The organism is Klebsiella sp. B345 (assembly GCF_051131735.1).
Lineage (GTDB): Bacteria > Pseudomonadota > Gammaproteobacteria > Enterobacterales > Enterobacteriaceae > Klebsiella.
On sequence record NZ_CP180443.1, the window covers coordinates 3032302 to 3047597 of the forward strand.

General features: G+C 56.8%; 15 protein-coding genes. 8 read left to right on the top strand and 7 right to left on the bottom strand.

Annotated elements, in window-relative coordinates; genetic code table 11:
- The first annotated feature begins 1 nt into the window (after window position 1).
- From ACMYSO_RS14265 to fabY, 3 genes are read left to right on the top strand one after another with little or no spacing between them, the layout of a single operon-like run.
- Window positions 2-856, top strand: a complete 855-nt coding sequence (locus ACMYSO_RS14265) for a virulence factor BrkB family protein (RefSeq protein WP_434586963.1) — start codon at window positions 2-4, stop codon at window positions 854-856.
- Window positions 857-858: 2 nt separating this feature from the next.
- Window positions 859-1296, top strand: coding sequence for a D-aminoacyl-tRNA deacylase (dtd, locus tag ACMYSO_RS14270; RefSeq protein WP_434665405.1), 438 nt, complete (start codon window positions 859-861; stop codon window positions 1294-1296).
- Between the two features lie 44 nt (window positions 1297-1340).
- Window positions 1341-2282: a fatty acid biosynthesis protein FabY gene (gene fabY / locus ACMYSO_RS14275; RefSeq protein WP_434665407.1), complete on the top strand. Its 942-nt coding sequence runs from the start codon at window positions 1341-1343 to the stop codon at window positions 2280-2282.
- 15 nt (window positions 2283-2297) lie between these two features.
- Here fabY and ACMYSO_RS14280 read toward each other — a convergent pair whose 3' ends face one another.
- The 5 genes from ACMYSO_RS14280 to fdnG form a co-directional block, all read right to left on the bottom strand.
- Window positions 2298-3221 (bottom strand): alpha/beta hydrolase, encoded by a 924-nt coding sequence (locus ACMYSO_RS14280; RefSeq protein WP_434665410.1) that lies wholly within the window; start codon window positions 3219-3221, stop codon window positions 2298-2300.
- Window positions 3222-3412: 191 nt separating this feature from the next.
- Complete coding sequence (gene fdhE / locus ACMYSO_RS14285; protein ID WP_434586960.1) at window positions 3413-4342, bottom strand: formate dehydrogenase accessory protein FdhE; 930 nt, start codon at window positions 4340-4342, stop codon at window positions 3413-3415.
- Window positions 4339-4974 carry a formate dehydrogenase cytochrome b556 subunit gene (gene fdoI, locus ACMYSO_RS14290; RefSeq protein WP_434665412.1) on the bottom strand — a complete coding sequence of 212 codons (636 nt, stop codon included), beginning with the start codon at window positions 4972-4974 and terminating at the stop codon, window positions 4339-4341. Before fdoI ends, fdhE begins: the two co-directional genes overlap by 4 nt.
- Window positions 4971-5873, bottom strand: coding sequence for a formate dehydrogenase subunit beta (gene fdxH, locus ACMYSO_RS14295; RefSeq protein ID WP_434665415.1), 903 nt, complete (start codon window positions 5871-5873; stop codon window positions 4971-4973). Before fdxH ends, fdoI begins: the two co-directional genes overlap by 4 nt.
- Window positions 5874-5885: 12 nt before the next feature.
- A complete protein-coding gene (fdnG, locus tag ACMYSO_RS14300) occupies window positions 5886-8936 on the bottom strand; it encodes a formate dehydrogenase-N subunit alpha (protein ID WP_434665417.1) in 3051 nt (1016 codons plus the stop codon).
- 156 nt (window positions 8937-9092) lie between these two features.
- Here fdnG and fdhD point away from each other — a divergent pair, with 156 nt between their 5' ends.
- Both fdhD and ACMYSO_RS14310 read left to right on the top strand, forming a co-directional pair.
- Window positions 9093-9929 (top strand): formate dehydrogenase accessory sulfurtransferase FdhD, encoded by an 837-nt coding sequence (gene fdhD / locus ACMYSO_RS14305; RefSeq protein ID WP_434665420.1) that lies wholly within the window; start codon window positions 9093-9095, stop codon window positions 9927-9929.
- A 128-nt stretch (window positions 9930-10057) separates the two neighbouring features.
- Window positions 10058-10270, top strand: a complete 213-nt coding sequence (locus ACMYSO_RS14310) for a YdgH/BhsA/McbA-like domain containing protein (RefSeq protein ID WP_123758039.1) — start codon at window positions 10058-10060, stop codon at window positions 10268-10270.
- A 40-nt stretch (window positions 10271-10310) separates the two neighbouring features.
- Here ACMYSO_RS14310 and ACMYSO_RS14315 read toward each other — a convergent pair whose 3' ends face one another.
- The gene (locus ACMYSO_RS14315) at window positions 10311-10634 is read right to left on the bottom strand and encodes an AzlD domain-containing protein (protein ID WP_123758038.1); all 324 of its coding nucleotides are present in this window, start codon (window positions 10632-10634) and stop codon (window positions 10311-10313) included.
- Complete coding sequence (locus ACMYSO_RS14320) at window positions 10634-11293, bottom strand: AzlC family ABC transporter permease (RefSeq protein ID WP_123758037.1); 660 nt, start codon at window positions 11291-11293, stop codon at window positions 10634-10636. The genes ACMYSO_RS14315 and ACMYSO_RS14320 overlap by 1 nt, the downstream gene beginning before the upstream one ends.
- 101 nt (window positions 11294-11394) lie before the next feature.
- Here ACMYSO_RS14320 and ACMYSO_RS14325 point away from each other — a divergent pair, with 101 nt between their 5' ends.
- From ACMYSO_RS14325 to ACMYSO_RS14335, 3 genes are all read left to right on the top strand, one after another.
- A complete protein-coding gene (locus tag ACMYSO_RS14325) occupies window positions 11395-11943 on the top strand; it encodes a helix-turn-helix domain-containing protein (RefSeq protein WP_123758036.1) in 549 nt (182 codons plus the stop codon).
- Window positions 11944-12038: 95 nt separating this feature from the next.
- A complete protein-coding gene (locus ACMYSO_RS14330) occupies window positions 12039-13034 on the top strand; it encodes a substrate-binding domain-containing protein (RefSeq protein ID WP_434665424.1) in 996 nt (331 codons plus the stop codon).
- Between the two features lie 114 nt (window positions 13035-13148).
- Window positions 13149-15272, top strand: a complete 2124-nt coding sequence (locus ACMYSO_RS14335; protein WP_434665427.1) for an alpha-galactosidase — start codon at window positions 13149-13151, stop codon at window positions 15270-15272.
- The last annotated feature ends 24 nt before the right edge of the window (window positions 15273-15296 follow it).

The following is a 15296-nucleotide window of genomic DNA, read 5'->3' on the forward strand; positions in this document are numbered from 1 at the left end:
TATGTTCAAAATCGTTCATCAAAAAGCAAAGCATCGTACCCGACCCTTTGTGGCCTGGATAAAGCTGCTCTGGCGGCGTATTGATGAAGACAATATGACGACACTGGCGGGAAACCTCGCCTATGTGTCGTTACTCTCTCTGGTGCCGCTGATTGCCGTCGTCTTCGCGTTGTTCTCGGCATTTCCCATGTTTTCCGAGGTGAGCGGACAGATCCGCCACTTTATCTTCTCGAATTTTATCCCGGCGACGGGGGATGTCATCCAGGGCTATATCGAGCAGTTTGTCGCAAACTCCAGCCGGATGACGGCCGTCGGGGCTTTCGGGCTGATTGTCACTTCGCTGCTGCTGATGTATTCGATCGATAGCGCGCTGAATACTATCTGGCGCAGTGCCCGGACCCGGCCAAAAATTTACTCTTTTGCGGTTTACTGGATGATCCTGACGCTGGGGCCGCTGCTGGCAGGGGCGAGCCTGGCGATCAGCTCTTATCTGCTGTCGTTACGCTGGGCGAGCGATCTGAACAGCGTGATTGATGATGTGCTACGGATCTTCCCGTTAATTTTATCCTGGGCGGCTTTCTGGCTGCTTTACAGCATTGTCCCCACGACCCGGGTGCGTACCCGCGATGCGTTGGTGGGATCGCTGGTGGCGGCGCTCTTGTTTGAGGCGGGTAAAAAAGCCTTTGCCCTGTATATCACGGCGTTTCCGTCGTACCAGCTGATTTATGGCGTGATAGCGGTGGTGCCAATTTTGTTTGTCTGGGTGTACTGGACGTGGTGTATCGTCTTGCTTGGGGCAGAAATTACTGTCACTCTCGAGGAATACCGCAAACTTAAAAAAGAAGAAACAGAATAACGATGATTGCATTAATTCAGCGCGTGACCCGTGCAAGCGTAATCGTGGAGGGTGAAGTGACGGGTGAAATCGGCCCGGGGCTTCTGGTGTTGTTGGGCGTCGAGAAAGACGACGATGAGCAGAAAGCGAATCGCCTGTGCGAGCGCGTGCTGGGCTATCGTATTTTCAGCGATGCTGACGGAAAAATGAACCTCAATGTTCAACAGTCCGGCGGCAGCGTACTGGTGGTATCGCAGTTCACGCTGGCGGCGGATACCGAGCGCGGCATGCGTCCTGGCTTTTCAAAAGGCGCCGCCCCGGACAGAGCGGAAGCGTTGTATGACTATTTTGTCGCGCGCTGTCGTCAGCAGGAGATGGACACACAGACCGGGAGATTCGCTGCGGATATGCAGGTCTCTTTGGTTAATGATGGTCCTGTGACCTTCTGGTTGCAGGTATGAGCCAGCTTCCAGGCCGGTTGCGGGTAACAAAAGAGAGTACAGCTATGTATCACCTTCGTGTACCGCAAACAGAAGAAGAACTCGAGAACTACTATCAGTTCCGCTGGGAGATGTTGCGCAAGCCGCTGCATCAGCCTAAAGGATCGGAACGCGACGCCTGGGATGCGATGGCGCATCACCAGATGGTGGTGGATGAAGAAGGGCGTCTGGTTGCTGTCGGACGGCTGTATATCAACGCGGAGAACGAAGCCTCTATTCGCTTTATGGCCGTACATCCGTCGGTGCAGGATAAAGGCCTGGGGACGCTGATGGCGATGACCCTCGAGTCCGTTGCCCGTCAGGAAGGGGTCAAGCGCGTAACCTGCAGCGCACGTGAAGACGCCATGGATTTCTTTGCCAAGCTCGGTTTTGTCAACGAGGGCGAGATTACCACGCCAACCACCACGCCGATTCGCCATTTCCTGATGATTAAGCCGATTGCCTCGCTGGATGACATTCTGCACCGCGGAGACTGGTGCGGGCAGCTGCAGCAGGCCTGGTATCAGCATATTCCGCTCAGCGAAAAAATGGGCGTTCGCATTCAGCAATACACCGGGAAAAAGTTTATTACCACCATGCCGGAAGCTGGCAACCAGAATCCGCACCATACCCTGTTTGCCGGTAGCCTGTTTTCCCAGGCGACCTTAACCGGCTGGGGGCTGATCTGGCTAATGCTGCGTGAACGCCACCTGGGCGGCACGATTATTCTCGCCGACGCGCATATTCGCTATAGCCAGCCGATTAGCGGCCGCCCGAGCGCCGTGGCTGACCTGGGATCGTTAAGCGGCGATCTCGATCGCCTTGCTCGTGGGCGCAAAGCACGTGTTCAGCTGCAGGTGGAGCTATTTGGCGGCGAGAGTCTGGGCGCGATTTTTGAAGGTATTTATATTGTTCTACCCGCGAAGCCTTTTGGCTCGTATGAAGAGGGCGGGAACGAAGAAGAGTAATTCCCACCGCACTCATCACATCGACTGGCCTGGTGAACGGATTCTCCAGGCGATATCCCCAATAGCACTACGCGCTGCCTGGCTTATCCCTGCAAGCTGAAAGAAGCCGTGAATTACCCCGAGGTAGCGCTGGCAGGTGCAGGCAACCTGCTGCTCGCTCAGATACTGATACAGTGCTTCGCCTTCATCACGCAGAGGGTCATATTCGGCGGTGACAATATGCACCGGCGGCAGGCCGTGGAAGTCGTCGCGCCACAGCGGGCTGGCTTCCGGGTGCGTTAATGGTGTGGAAGCCAGGTACATTTCGTAGCCGCTCAGCAGCGTATCTCCGGTGATGATGTAATCACTGCCGTTGCTGATGTAGGTTGGCGAGCTAGCGCTGGCATCCAGCATGGGATAAATCAGAATGAGCTGCGCCGGTTGCCAGTCTTGCGCGGCTTTCAGACGCAGCGCTGTCACCAGCGCTAGATGCCCGCCGGCGCTGTCACCGGCAAGGGTGATGTGCGCGGTATCGACCCCAAGCTGCCTGGAATGACGCTGGATAATCTGTGCCCCTTTGTAGGCATCATCGTGTGCGGTGGGGAACGTGTGTTCGGGCGCCAGCCGATATGCCACGGCGATGACCCGACAACCGCTGGCATACGCCAACTGCCGGAGCTGCTTATCATGGGTCGCGAAACCACCGCTGATAAAACAGCCGCCGTGATAGTAGATAACGGTGGGTAGCGTGCCGACGGCATTCTGCGGCGAGACCACGCGAAAGGTCATGCCTTCCAGCGTGATATCTTCTACCTGTACCCGGGTTTCCGTCTCGCCGGCTAACACCATGCTGGCGATGTAGCCGTTTCTCCGGTCATCAATATGTTGCCCTCGCGAAGCGGGGCGACCTGCATCGATAAAGGCCTGAACCTGCTCAGCAATACCTTTTTCCAGCGCCATTTTTTATTCCTTTAAACTGTATGGGTATACAGTGTTATAGCCTGGTTTGCGGCAAAAGAAAATGGCATTTATGACGGCGGAAGGATTATGGAAAGCGGCTCGCAAAAGTGAAACTCACCTCTGACGCGGGAAGAAGGATATGGTCAAATAGGTGAGTCGGGCAACGTGTGTTGCCCGACATGAGAGCTGATTTACTCCCCTTCACCCGGGAACATGAACGGGTTGATTGAGCTTCTGGCAAAGCCCTCCTGCTCCATGCGGGCGTCCAGCACCAGCGATGCGAGATCGTCGGCGACGGGTTCGACGTTCGGATCTTTTTCCTGATAGAGAATCTTCAGGTAGGTTCCGCAGTCGCCGCAGCTCTCGGCCTTAATGGCCGCCTGTTCATTATCGAGAGACCAGTAGTGTAAATCCCGGCTCTGTTCGCAGTTGCTGCACTTGATGCGTACCACGTGCCATTCGGTTTCGCACAGGTTGCAGTGCAGGTAGCGTAGCCCTTGGGTAGTACCAATCTGCACCATGCTGGATACGGGCATGGAGCCGCATACCGGGCAGAACTGGCGCTGCTCACCATATTCGGCGCGTGCTTTACCTGGGATCAGGCTGGCCATCTGGGCCCAGTACAGCGATAGCGCGGCCCAGATAAACGGCGCTTTATCACTGCTGACAGCGGCAAAGTCTGAAGCAAACAGGGCGCTCGCCATCAGTTCCAGCTCCTGCTCAGAAGCTTTCTCCAGGTTTTCGATGACCGCCAGCGCCGGGCCGCTCATCTCTGGTTTCAGCTCGGCAATCAGCGAATGCAGCAGCTTGTGCCAGTGTTTATCGCGCGGCAGCACGTGAATATCCAGTGGCGGTTTACCCTGCTCGTTCGCCTCTTTGAGACGTGCGGTCAGATCCATCTGTAATGGATGGTCGTAAAGCACCACTTCCTGGGCGTGAGCAATCAGCGCAGCAAAACGCAGGTAATCACCCAGCGGATTGTTCTTCGCCAGTTCGCGCAGGCGTTCAGCGCGGCGGTTATAAAGATTCTTCAGCCTGGGGAACAGTAACGGCGGAATGTACTCCGCCGTATGTTTCTCGCTCGAACCCAGCTCATCTTGCGGGATTATGCGAATACTCATTCAGTCTTGTTTTCCTGTTTCTGGCGAACTTCCCGGTACCAGCGTGGGTGATGTTTCTTCGCCCACGTTTTAGTAACCCAGCCTTCCACCATCGCGGTTATGGTGCCTTTCACCCACAGGGCGGCGTATATATGCACCATGATAACCACAATTAATGCTACTGCGGCAAATGAATGCAGCATGAGCGCCAATCGGATTACCGGGATTGAGAACGCAGGTGCAAAGTAAGGGCGCCAGATGATCACACCGCTTATCAGCAACAGCACCAGCAATATAATCGCCGCCCAGAATACGCATTTCTGGCCGAAGTTATAGCGCCCGGTGTCACCTACTTCCTCGTTGACGACGATCTTACGAATATTCTTCGCCCAAAAGATATCATCCCGATTGATTAGATTATGGTGCCAGTAGCGGAAAAACATGATGATGAATGAAGCAAACATAATCACGCCGACAAACGGGTGCAGAATGCGCGCCAGCTGCGGTGTGCCCATGATTTGCATCAGCCAGTTGAAGGACGGGAAAAAGAACCCCAGCCCGCTTATCGCCGCCAGCATGAAGCAGAAGGCGGTGACCCAGTGGTTGATGCGTTCCGGCGCCGTGTAGCGCACGATGGTGTCACGTCTTTTCATTTGCGCACCTCGTCATTCTCTTCATGCAGATTGTCTTCTTCCTCGTCTGCGCGGTTCGGACCGACACCCACATAGTGGAAGATACTGGCGGCAAAGGTCGCGGCAAAGCCGACTGCCGCGAGCGGTTTCCAGATGCCTTTCCAGAACTTCACGGTAGCGCTGATTTCCGGGTTTTCCGGCAGGCCGTGATAGAGATTCGGCTTGTCGGCATGATGCAGAACATACATCACATGCGTCCCGCCAACGCCAGCCGGATCGTACAGGCCGGCATTGTCATAACCACGGGTTTTCAGCTCGGCAACACGTTCGCCTGCCAGCACTTTCATATCCTCTTTTGAGCCAAAGTGGATAGCGCCCGTCGGACAGGTTTTCACGCAGGCCGGTTCCTGGCCGACGGTGACGCGGTCTACGCACAGCGTACATTTGTAGACGCGGTTATCTTCCGGGTTGAGACGCGGCACGTTGAACGGGCAGCCCGCGATGCAGTAGCCGCAGCCGATGCACTGCTCGGACTGGAAGTCGACGATGCCGTTGGCATACTGAATGATAGCCCCTTCTGATGGGCAAGCCTTCAGGCAGCCCGGATCGGCACAGTGCATGCAGCCATCCTTACGGATGAGCCACTCCAGCTTGTCGTTTTGCTCCACTTCCGAGAAGCGCATCACCGTCCAGGACTTGGCAGTCAGATCGGCGGGGTTGTCGTACACCCCGACGTTATGACCCACTTCGTCGCGGATATCGTTCCACTCGGAACAGGCCACCTGACAGGCTTTACAGCCGATGCAGGTGGTGACGTCGATAAGCTTCGCCACCTCTTCCTGATGATCCCGCGCACGAGGCGCGGGGGTGAAGCCGTTAGTCGCGGAGCGACGGATAATGTCCTGCGATTGATAAGCCATAGGTCGTCTCCGTTACACCTTTTCCACGTTAACGAGGAACGCTTTGAACTCCGGCGTCTGCGTATTCGCATCGCCGACGAACGGCGTCAGGGTGTTTGCGATAAACCCTTTCTTCGCCACGCCTTCGTAGCCCCAGTGAATCGGAATACCGATGGTATCGATATCTTTACCGTCGGCTTTCAGCGTGCGAATACGCTTGGTCACCACCGCCTTGGCTTTGATATAGCCGCGGTTGGAGGAGACCTTAACGGTATCGCCGTGGGCGATGCCGAGTTTATTCGCCAGCTTCTCGCCGATTTCGACAAACTGTTCCGGTTGGGCGATAGCGTTAAGCAACGCATGCTTGGTCCAGTAGTGGAAGTGCTCGGTCAGACGGTAAGTGGTGCCGACGTACGGGAATTTCTCCGCTTTGCCCATCTGCTCAAGGTCGCCTTTAAAGACGCGAGCGGCCGGGTTGGAGACCACGTTCGGGTGCAGCGGGTTGGTGCCCAGCGGCGTTTCAAACGGCTCGTAGTGTTCCGGGAACGGCCCTTCCGCCATCTTATCGATAGCGAACAAACGTCCCATCCCTTCAGGCTGCATGATAAACGGTCCGACATCGCTGCCAGGCGCGGCAGCGCTGTAGTCTGGGATGTCCATTCCGCTCCACTTCGCGCCATCCCATTTCAGGATCTGACGCTTCGGATCCCACGGGTTGCCCTGCGGGTCCGCAGAGGCGCGGTTATACAGGATGCGGCGGTTAAGCGGCCATGCCCAGGCCCAGCCCAACGTATTACCCAGGCCTGATGGGTCGGCGTTATCCCGGCGGGCCATCTGGTTGCCATCCGGCGTCCAGCTCCCGGCGAAAATCCAGCAGCCGCTGGAGGTGGTGCCGTCATCACGTAACTGGGCGAACGAACTCAGCTGCTGGCCTTTTTTGACGATTACTGCCCCGGTCGCCGGATCGGTAATGTCCGCCAGCGCTTTACCGTTGCTTTCCATCGCCACTTCTTCGGACGCTGGTTCATGCGGTGTGGAGTAGTTCCACGTCATGTTCAGCACCGGCTCAGGCGTCGGGCCGCCTTCCTCGGCATACATCTTACGCAGGCGTAAGAAGATACCGGCGAGGATCTCACCGTCGGTGACCGCAATACCGGGGGCATCTGCGCCTTTCCAGTGCCACTGTAGCCAGCGGCCGGAGTTAACGATCGAACCGTTTTCTTCGGCGAAGCAGGTGGAAGGCAGGCGGAACACCTCAGTCTGGATTTTCGATGGATCAACATCGTTCGACTCACCGTGGTTTTGCCAGAAGGTGGACGTTTCGGTGTTGAGCGGGTCGATGGTCACCAGGAACTTCAGTTTCGATAGCGAAGCAACAACTTTGTTTTTATTCGGGAACGAAGCCACCGGGTTAAAGCCCTGGCAAATGTAGCCATTGACCTTGCCCTGGTTCATCATCTCGAAGTACTGCAGTACGTCGTAGCCTTTATCCCACTTCGGCAACCAGTCGAAGCCCCAGCTGTTTTCCGCCGTGGCTTTATCGCCAAAGAAAGCCTTCATCATCGAGACGAAGAATTTCGGATAGTTGCCCCAGTAGTTCACCTGGCCCTGCAGCAGCGGTTTCGGCGTGTTGGCGGCGAGGTAGGTTTGCAGGTCGGTTTGTTTTTCGCTCGGCAGGGTCATATACCCCGGCAGGCTCTGCGACAGCAATCCTAAGTCGGTGAGACCCTGAATATTGGAGTGGCCGCGCAGGGCGTTAACGCCGCCGCCTGCCATCCCCATATTGCCAAGCAGCAACTGGATCATCGCCATGGTACGGATGTTCTGCGCACCGACAGAGTGCTGGGTCCAGCCGAGTGCATACAGGAACGATGCGGTTTTATCGTGAGCGCTGGTTTCCGCGATGTACTCGCAGACTTTGAGGAAGTCCGCTTTCGGCGTCCCGCAGATATTTTCGACCACGTCCGGCGTATAGCGAGAAACGTGCTGTTTTAGCAGGTTCCACACGCAGCGCGGATGCTGGAGCGTCGTATCGCGTTTAGCAAAGCCGTTTTCGTCCAGCTCATAGTTCCAGGACGTTTTATCGTACTTGCGGGTTTCTGCGTCGTAGCCGCTAAACAGACCGTCTTCAAAGCCGTAATCCTCACGCACGATCAGGCTGGCGTTGGTATAGGCTTCGGTGTATTCACGGTTAATTTTTTCGTTGTTCAGCAGGTACAGGATCACGCCTGACAGGAAAGTAATGTCAGTACCGGAACGAATCGGGGTATAGAAGTCGGCTACCGACGCGGTACGCGTAAAGCGTGGGTCGATAACAATCAGCTTCGCACCGTTGCGAATTTTGGCTTCCATCGCCCAGCGGAACCCTACCGGGTGCGCTTCAGCGGCGTTACCACCCATCACCACAAGCAGGTTGGCGTTTTTAATATCCACCCAGTGGTTGGTCATCGCACCGCGACCAAATGTTGGAGCAAGACTTGCTACCGTTGGTCCGTGTCAGACGCGTGCCTGGTTGTCGACCGCGAGCATACCCAGCGCGCGGGTGAATTTTTGGGTTAAATAACCGGTTTCGTTACTGGAGGCGGAAGCGCACAGCATACCGGTGGTCAACCAGCGGTTGACGGTGGTGCCAGCGTCGTTTTTCGCCATGAAGTTGGCATCGCGGTCTTCTTTCATCAGTTTGGCGATGCGATCGAACGCCTCGTCCCAGCTGATTTGCTGCCATTTGTCGGAGCCTGGCGCGCGATATTCCGGGAATTTCAGGCGACTTTCAGAGTGGATAAAGTCGACCAGACCCGCCCCTTTAGGGCAGAGCGCACCACGGTTGACCGGATGGTCAGGGTCACCTTCGATATGAAAGATGGATGCTTTGGCGTTTTTCGCACCGTCGCCGAGGCTATACATCAACAGCCCACAACCGACAGAACAGTACGTACAGGTGTTACGGGTTTCACGGGTACGCAGCAGTTTATATTGCCGGGTTTCCGCGAGCGCAATGGCTGGAGCAAAGCCCAGCGTTGCTGCCGTTGTGCCTGCCATACCGCCAGCGCAGATCTTAAAGAACTGCCTTCTGCTGACCTGCATGGTTCACTCCTTGTATCGACATTGTCACATGTAGTTATTTACTTTGCGGTCAGGGCCGCAAAGGTTCAGAATTGGGGGTGATCCCCCTTTCACTTGAAGGGGTATAGAGAGAATACCACATTGTGTGTATGCCTGTTCCAATACGGTTAAGACAAAGTGAACAAGAACCCTCACGAACAAATTGAAAATGTGACAGATGTCACAACTTATCGCCGGGTCACGCTCTGGAAACGCGAGGATTTGCAACATCCTCAGCCGGACGAGTTAGCTGAAGAAGTCCCGATCGCGCTGGTCTATAACGGCATCTCTCACGTCGTGATGATGGCGACGCCAAAGGATCTGGCGCATTTCGCCGTTGGTTTTTCTCTCTCTGAAGGGATTATAGAAGACCGGCGTGACATTTATGGGATGGATGTCGTGCAGGCCTGCAACGGGCTGGAAGTGCAGATCGAGCTGTCCAGCCGTCGCTTTATGGGGTTGAAAGCGCGTCGCCGGGCGCTAGCCGGGCGTACCGGCTGCGGCGTGTGCGGCGTGGAACAACTCAATGATATTGGTAAACCGGTGCAGCCGTTGCCGTTTACCCAGACCTTCGATCTGGCGAATCTTGACCGCGCGCTGGCGCATCTGAATGATTTTCAGCCGATCGGCCGTCTGACCGGCTGCACCCACGCTGCTGCCTGGGTACGTCCTTCTGGCGAACTGGCGGGAGGCCACGAAGACGTTGGCCGGCACGTGGCACTGGATAAGCTGCTCGGGCATCGGGTTGATGTAGAAGGCGCCTGGCGCAACGGCGCAGCGTTAGTCTCCAGCCGGGCCAGCTACGAGATGGTGCAGAAAGCTGCGATGTGCGGGGTGGAGATTCTGTTTGCCGTCTCTGCTGCGACGGCGCTGGCGGTGGAGGTCGCAGAGCGCTGCAACCTGACGCTGGTCGGCTTCTGCAAGCCGGGCAGGGCCACGGTATACACCCATCCACAGCGATTGAACGCCGGTTAAAAATAAATCAATTTTTTTGAATGATGAGAACAAATCCTTCCGCTTTTTGTTTGGCGATGTGAGGGCTACTATTTATCACATCAAGGCACGGCGCCTTATCCAAACAACTAATTTAAAGGGTTTACATCATGAACAGCATCAAAACTTTTGCAGCAGTTATCGCTATGACCGTCTCTTTTGGTTCCTTTGCCGCTGAAACCGTAACGGCGACCGCCATGACAATGGACGGTGCAGAAGCAAAAATCGCCGCACAGGCTCAGGCTGCCGGGGCATCGTCTTACAAAATTACCGAAGCCTTTACCGGTAACCGCGTGCATATGACGGCGGAACTGAACAAATAAGCCAAAAGCTATTGTCGAAAGAGCGCCTGCGGGCGCTTTTTTAGTTTATACCGGCCATTCGTAACAACGCGGTCACTACCGCCGCGGCAATAATTACCACGATCAATGGCATCTTGCGCCAGGCGAGAAATACCGCAAAGCCCACGCCCAGTACCCGCGCCGCTCCGGCAAAATGTTCACCTTCATAAAACGTCGTCGCCAGCGCCACGGAAAAGAGCAGCACCGTCGCGGCATCGGAAAGCAGGGCCTGAGAACGTTCGGAAAAGGCCAGGCGGTTGCCCAGTTTCGCCCCACCTAAACGCATTAAATAGGTCCCCAGCGACAGAATCGCGATACCGGCGATAAACAGCGTCATGTTACCCATTATTTTTTCCTCGCCAGCAGGCCAAACAGTGAGAGCAGCACCGGCAAACCCACCGGCGCAAAAGGCACGGCGGCTAAGGATACCAGCGCTCCGCTGCAGGCCCGGATCAGGGTGGTGCGGTTTTTAAAGGCCGGCACGACCAGCGCCAGCAAAATGGCCGGGAATACTGCATCCAGACCGATGGTTTCCGGGGACGGCAGCAGTTTACCCACCCCGGCGCCAAGCAGGGCGCCCAGCGGCCAGATAATCGCCACGCCCAGGCCGCACAGCCAGTAGGCCGCCCGGCGCTGTTCCGGCGTCTTTTGCGACAGGCCGAATACCACGCTTTCATCGTTCATAATGTGGCAGCCGAGGAAGCTGGCTGCGCGTTTGCCGACCAGGTCGCGCACCGTGACGCCAAAGGGAATATGGCGGGCGTTAACTAATAATCCGGCGGCAGCGGCAGCTAGCGGATTACCGCCGCTGGCGACGATGCCGATAAACATAAACTCTGAGGCCCCCGCCAGTACGGAGACGGAGAGCACAAAAGGCACCCAAATGGGGAAGCCGTAGGCGATGGCCAGTGAGCCATAGGACATGCCCACGATACCAACCGCCAGGCAGACTAAAATAATCGCTTTAATGGTGTCGCCTTTCAGGCTGGCAAAATGCTGTTTCATACTCTTTAGCCATATCGAACGAATTTCCATTATAATGAACGCAACACACATTCATTTCAAGTCGAACGAAACGTTCGATATAAAAAACGATAGGGCGATATATGACGCAGCCAATAAGCCTGATTGCCAAAAGTCTGGTGCGTGAACGTGCGCGTACCGGGCTGTCTCTCGCCGAAGTCGCGCGACGGGCCGGGATCGCTAAATCAACGCTATCGCAGCTGGAGTCGGCCAACGGCAACCCGAGTCTGGAAACCCTGTGGGCGCTCTGCGTGGCGCTCGATATCCCCTTTGCGCGACTGCTGGAACCGCAGGTCAACACCACCCAGGTGATCCGCCGCGGTGAGGGGACAAAAGTGATCGCGGAACAGGCAAACTATCAGGCGATCCTGCTGGCCGCCTGCCCGCCAGGCGCGCGTCGCGACATCTATCTTTTGCTGACGCAACCGGGAGCCGATCGTATTTCACATCCGCACCCGGCAGGCTCGGTGGAGCATATTATTATCACCCAGGGCCGGGCGCGGGTTGGGCTGACCGAGGCGCCGGAAGAGCTTGGCGAAGGGGATTACATCTGCTATCCGGCCGATCGCGAGCATGTTTTCCAGGCGCTGGAACCGGATACCCAGGCGCTGCTGGTGGCGGAACAAAACTAGCGGCATATCCGGGGTAAGGGCGGCGATGCTGTTGCTGGACGCCATCCCCGTATTGCGGGACACTAACCGCCTTCCCCGCGTCGACAAGGATATGTATGTCTCTGAAAGCCATTGCTAAAGAACTTGGGATCTCGGTCACCACCGTCAGCCGTGCGCTAAACGGTTATGATGACGTGTCGCAGGAGACGCGAGCCCGGGTTCAAGCCGAAGCAAAGCGCCGTGGTTATCAGCCGAATACCTTCGCGCGGCGGCTTAAAATGGGCAAAATCGACGCCGTCGGCCTGGTGTTCCCCATGAGCCCGGCGCCGCTGAACAACACCGTGTTTCACGACATGGTCGGGGAAATCAGCCACGAGCTGGCGCGCTATGAGATCGATCTGCTGCTGATTGCCGACGACGAGCAGGCCGATCAGCACGGCTATATGCGCATGGCGCAAAGCCGGCGGATAGATGCGCTGATCGTGGCGCATACGCTTGACGACGACCCGCGCCTGACACAATTGCTGGCCTCTGGTTTTCCTTTTCTGGCCCTCGGACGCAGCCGCCTGCCATTACCCTATGCCTGGTTTGATTTCGATAACCATGCCGGGACCTATCGCGCCGCCCGTCATTTAATCAACCAGGGCCATCAGCGCATCGCTTTTCTCGGCGAAAACAACAACCAGGCGTTTATCTCACAGCGGCGGAACGGCTATCTGGATGCGCTCCGGGAGGCCGGTCTGTCCGATCGCTGGCAGCGCCGCGTGCCGCCAACCCGACGCGGCGGCTATCAGGCCACGCTGGAGCTGCTCCGCCTGCCGGAGCCGCCAACGGCAATTATCACTGACTGCAATACTCACGGCGATGGTGCCGCTATGGCGCTCTACCAGCAGGGGCGTCTGACCGGTGATAACCGCGTATCTCTGGTGGTGTACGACGGTTTACCACAGGACAGCATCATTGAAACCCCGGTCGGGGCGGTGATCCAATCCACTCGCCAGGGCGTCGGTCGCCAGATTGCCAGCATGGTCCGCCGACTCATCGCTGGTGACGATCTTGCCTCTCTCCAGGTGCTCTGGCAGCCTGAATTTATCCCCGGCGAAACCAGCTGATTTACACCTCTCCACACTAATTTCCTGAGGTCTATCACGGATCCGAAACGTTTTGGTTGTTACCCGAAACGTTTCGGATCAACAGTAAGACATTCCTTGTTGTGGAGATGTCTGATGTCTGATTCGATTTTACGCCTACAAAGTTCAACGGCTGATGTGATCATTAAAACTCACCCGTTTGCCGAAATTGTCTACTGGGGGCCGCATTTACGTTACTTTTCGCCGCAGGATGCCGACAGTATTGTGCGCCCGGTCGCCAACGGTCGTCTGGATGTTGATTCACCGCTGACGTTAATGGCCGAGCTGGGCCACGGTTTGTTTGGCGCTCCGGGCATTGAAGGCCACCGCCAGGGGCTCGACGCCTCGCCGATTTTCACGACCACTGAGGTTATCCAGGATGGGCAGAAGGTCGCCGTGATCGCTGAAGACGCCCAGGCCGGTCTGCGCCTGTGCAGCGAAATTCAGCTCGACGGCAGCGGAGTGCTGAGCGTGCGTCACGGTTTAACCAACCTGCACCCGCAACCCTGGCAGGTAGACCGTCTGGCGGTCACGCTGCCGGTCGCCGAACGAGCCCGGGAAGTACTGGCTTTTCATGGCCGCTGGACTCGCGAATTTCAACCCCATCGTTTGACGCTTGAGCATGACAGCATCGTGCTGGAAAACCGCCGTGGCCGAACGTCGCATGAACATTTTCCGGCGCTGATTACCGGCAGCCAGTCCTTTAGCGAAATGCAGGGCGAAGTGTGGGGCGTGCATCTGGGCTGGAGCGGCAACCATCGTCTGCGGGCAGAAGCGAAAACGGACGGTCGTCGCTATCTGCAGGCGGAAGCGCTCTATCTGCCGGGCGAAATAGTTCTGGAGGAGGGGAAAACGCTCTGGACTCCGAGCCTCTATGCCAGCTATTCCTCGCAGGGGCTGAACGGCATGAGCCAGCAGTTCCACCGCTATCTGCGCGAACAGATTATTCGCTTCCCTGATAATAAGCCGCGTCCGGTTCATCTCAACACCTGGGAGGGGATCTATTTTGACCACGACCCGCAATACATCATGCGCATGGCGGATGAGGCGGCGGAACTGGGTGTTGAGCGCTTCATCATCGATGACGGTTGGTTTAAGGGGCGTAACGATGACTGGGCGGCGCTGGGCGACTGGTATCTCGATGAGAAAAAGTACCCCGACGGTCTGAGCCCGGTTATCGACCACGTGAAGTCGCTGGGCATGGAGTTCGGCATCTGGGTCGAGCCGGAAATGATCAACCCGAATTCTGATTTGTACCGCGCACACCCGGACTGGGTGCTGGCGCTGCCAGGCTATACGCCACTTCCCGGACGCCATCAACTGGTGCTGAACCTGAATATCCCGGAGGCTTTTGACTATCTCCTTGAGCGGATGAGCTGGTTGCTGGGTGAGCATGCCGTGGACTATGTGAAGTGGGATATGAACCGCGAGCTGGTGCAGCCGGGCCATAACGGCAAAGCCGCCGCCGATGCGCAAACCCGCCAGTTTTATCGCTTGCTGGATACGCTGGTCGCCCGCTTCCCGCAGATAGAATTTGAGTCCTGCTCCTCTGGCGGTGGACGTATCGATTATGAAGTGCTTAAGCGCTGCCATCGTTTCTGGCCTTCAGACAATAACGATGCGCTGGAGCGCAATACCATCCAGCGTGGGATGAGCTATTTCTTCCCGCCGGAAGTGATGGGGTCGCATGTTGGCAACCGCCACTGCCATGCGACCTTCCGCCAGCATGATATCGCCTTCCGCGGCCTGACGGCGCTATTTGGCCATATGGGGCTGGAGCTGGATCCGGTGGGCGTTGACGAGCATGAGCGTGCGGGCTATCGCAAATACGTGGCACTGCATAAGCAGTGGCGCGACGTGCTGCACCATGGCGTGCAGTGGCGGATAGACATGCCCGATGCGACCACGCTCGCGCATGGCGTGGTCAGCGAAGATAAACACCAGGCGATTTTCCTCGTGAGTCAGCTGGCGATGCCGGATTACACCCTGATGGCGCCGCTGCGAGTGGCGGGTCTGGAGGCGGGCTCTCGCTATCGAGTGACGCTACTGGACCATCCGAATATTCAGATTACAGGAGAGGGCGGCCATACCATGCGTAAGCTGCCGGAATGGATGACGACGCCGCTGACGGTAAGCGGTGAGTGGTTACAACAAGCGGGACTGGCGCTGCCCATTCTCGACCCGGAAAGCGCCATTTTAATTGGCCTGCAACGCGTGTGATGGTGACGGGCCGAGCGTCGGCCC

Bases quoted from the DNA above. Each gene is read 5' to 3' on its own strand.
- ACMYSO_RS14265 (WP_434586963.1), top strand. From the start codon at position 2: ATGTTCAAAATCGTTCATCAAAAAGCAAAGCATCGTACCCGACCCTTT.
- dtd (WP_434665405.1), top strand. From the start codon at position 859: ATGATTGCATTAATTCAGCGCGTGACCCGTGCAAGCGTAATCGTGGAG.
- fabY (WP_434665407.1), top strand. From the start codon at position 1,341: ATGTATCACCTTCGTGTACCGCAAACAGAAGAAGAACTCGAGAACTAC.
- ACMYSO_RS14280 (WP_434665410.1), bottom strand. From the start codon at position 3,221: ATGGCGCTGGAAAAAGGTATTGCTGAGCAGGTTCAGGCCTTTATCGAT.
- fdhE (WP_434586960.1), bottom strand. From the start codon at position 4,342: ATGAGTATTCGCATAATCCCGCAAGATGAGCTGGGTTCGAGCGAGAAA.
- fdoI (WP_434665412.1), bottom strand. From the start codon at position 4,974: ATGAAAAGACGTGACACCATCGTGCGCTACACGGCGCCGGAACGCATC.
- fdxH (WP_434665415.1), bottom strand. From the start codon at position 5,873: ATGGCTTATCAATCGCAGGACATTATCCGTCGCTCCGCGACTAACGGC.
- ACMYSO_RS14310 (WP_123758039.1), top strand. From the start codon at position 10,058: ATGAACAGCATCAAAACTTTTGCAGCAGTTATCGCTATGACCGTCTCT.
- ACMYSO_RS14315 (WP_123758038.1), bottom strand. From the start codon at position 10,634: ATGGGTAACATGACGCTGTTTATCGCCGGTATCGCGATTCTGTCGCTG.
- ACMYSO_RS14320 (WP_123758037.1), bottom strand. From the start codon at position 11,293: ATGAAACAGCATTTTGCCAGCCTGAAAGGCGACACCATTAAAGCGATT.
- ACMYSO_RS14325 (WP_123758036.1), top strand. From the start codon at position 11,395: ATGACGCAGCCAATAAGCCTGATTGCCAAAAGTCTGGTGCGTGAACGT.
- ACMYSO_RS14330 (WP_434665424.1), top strand. From the start codon at position 12,039: ATGTCTCTGAAAGCCATTGCTAAAGAACTTGGGATCTCGGTCACCACC.
- ACMYSO_RS14335 (WP_434665427.1), top strand. From the start codon at position 13,149: ATGTCTGATTCGATTTTACGCCTACAAAGTTCAACGGCTGATGTGATC.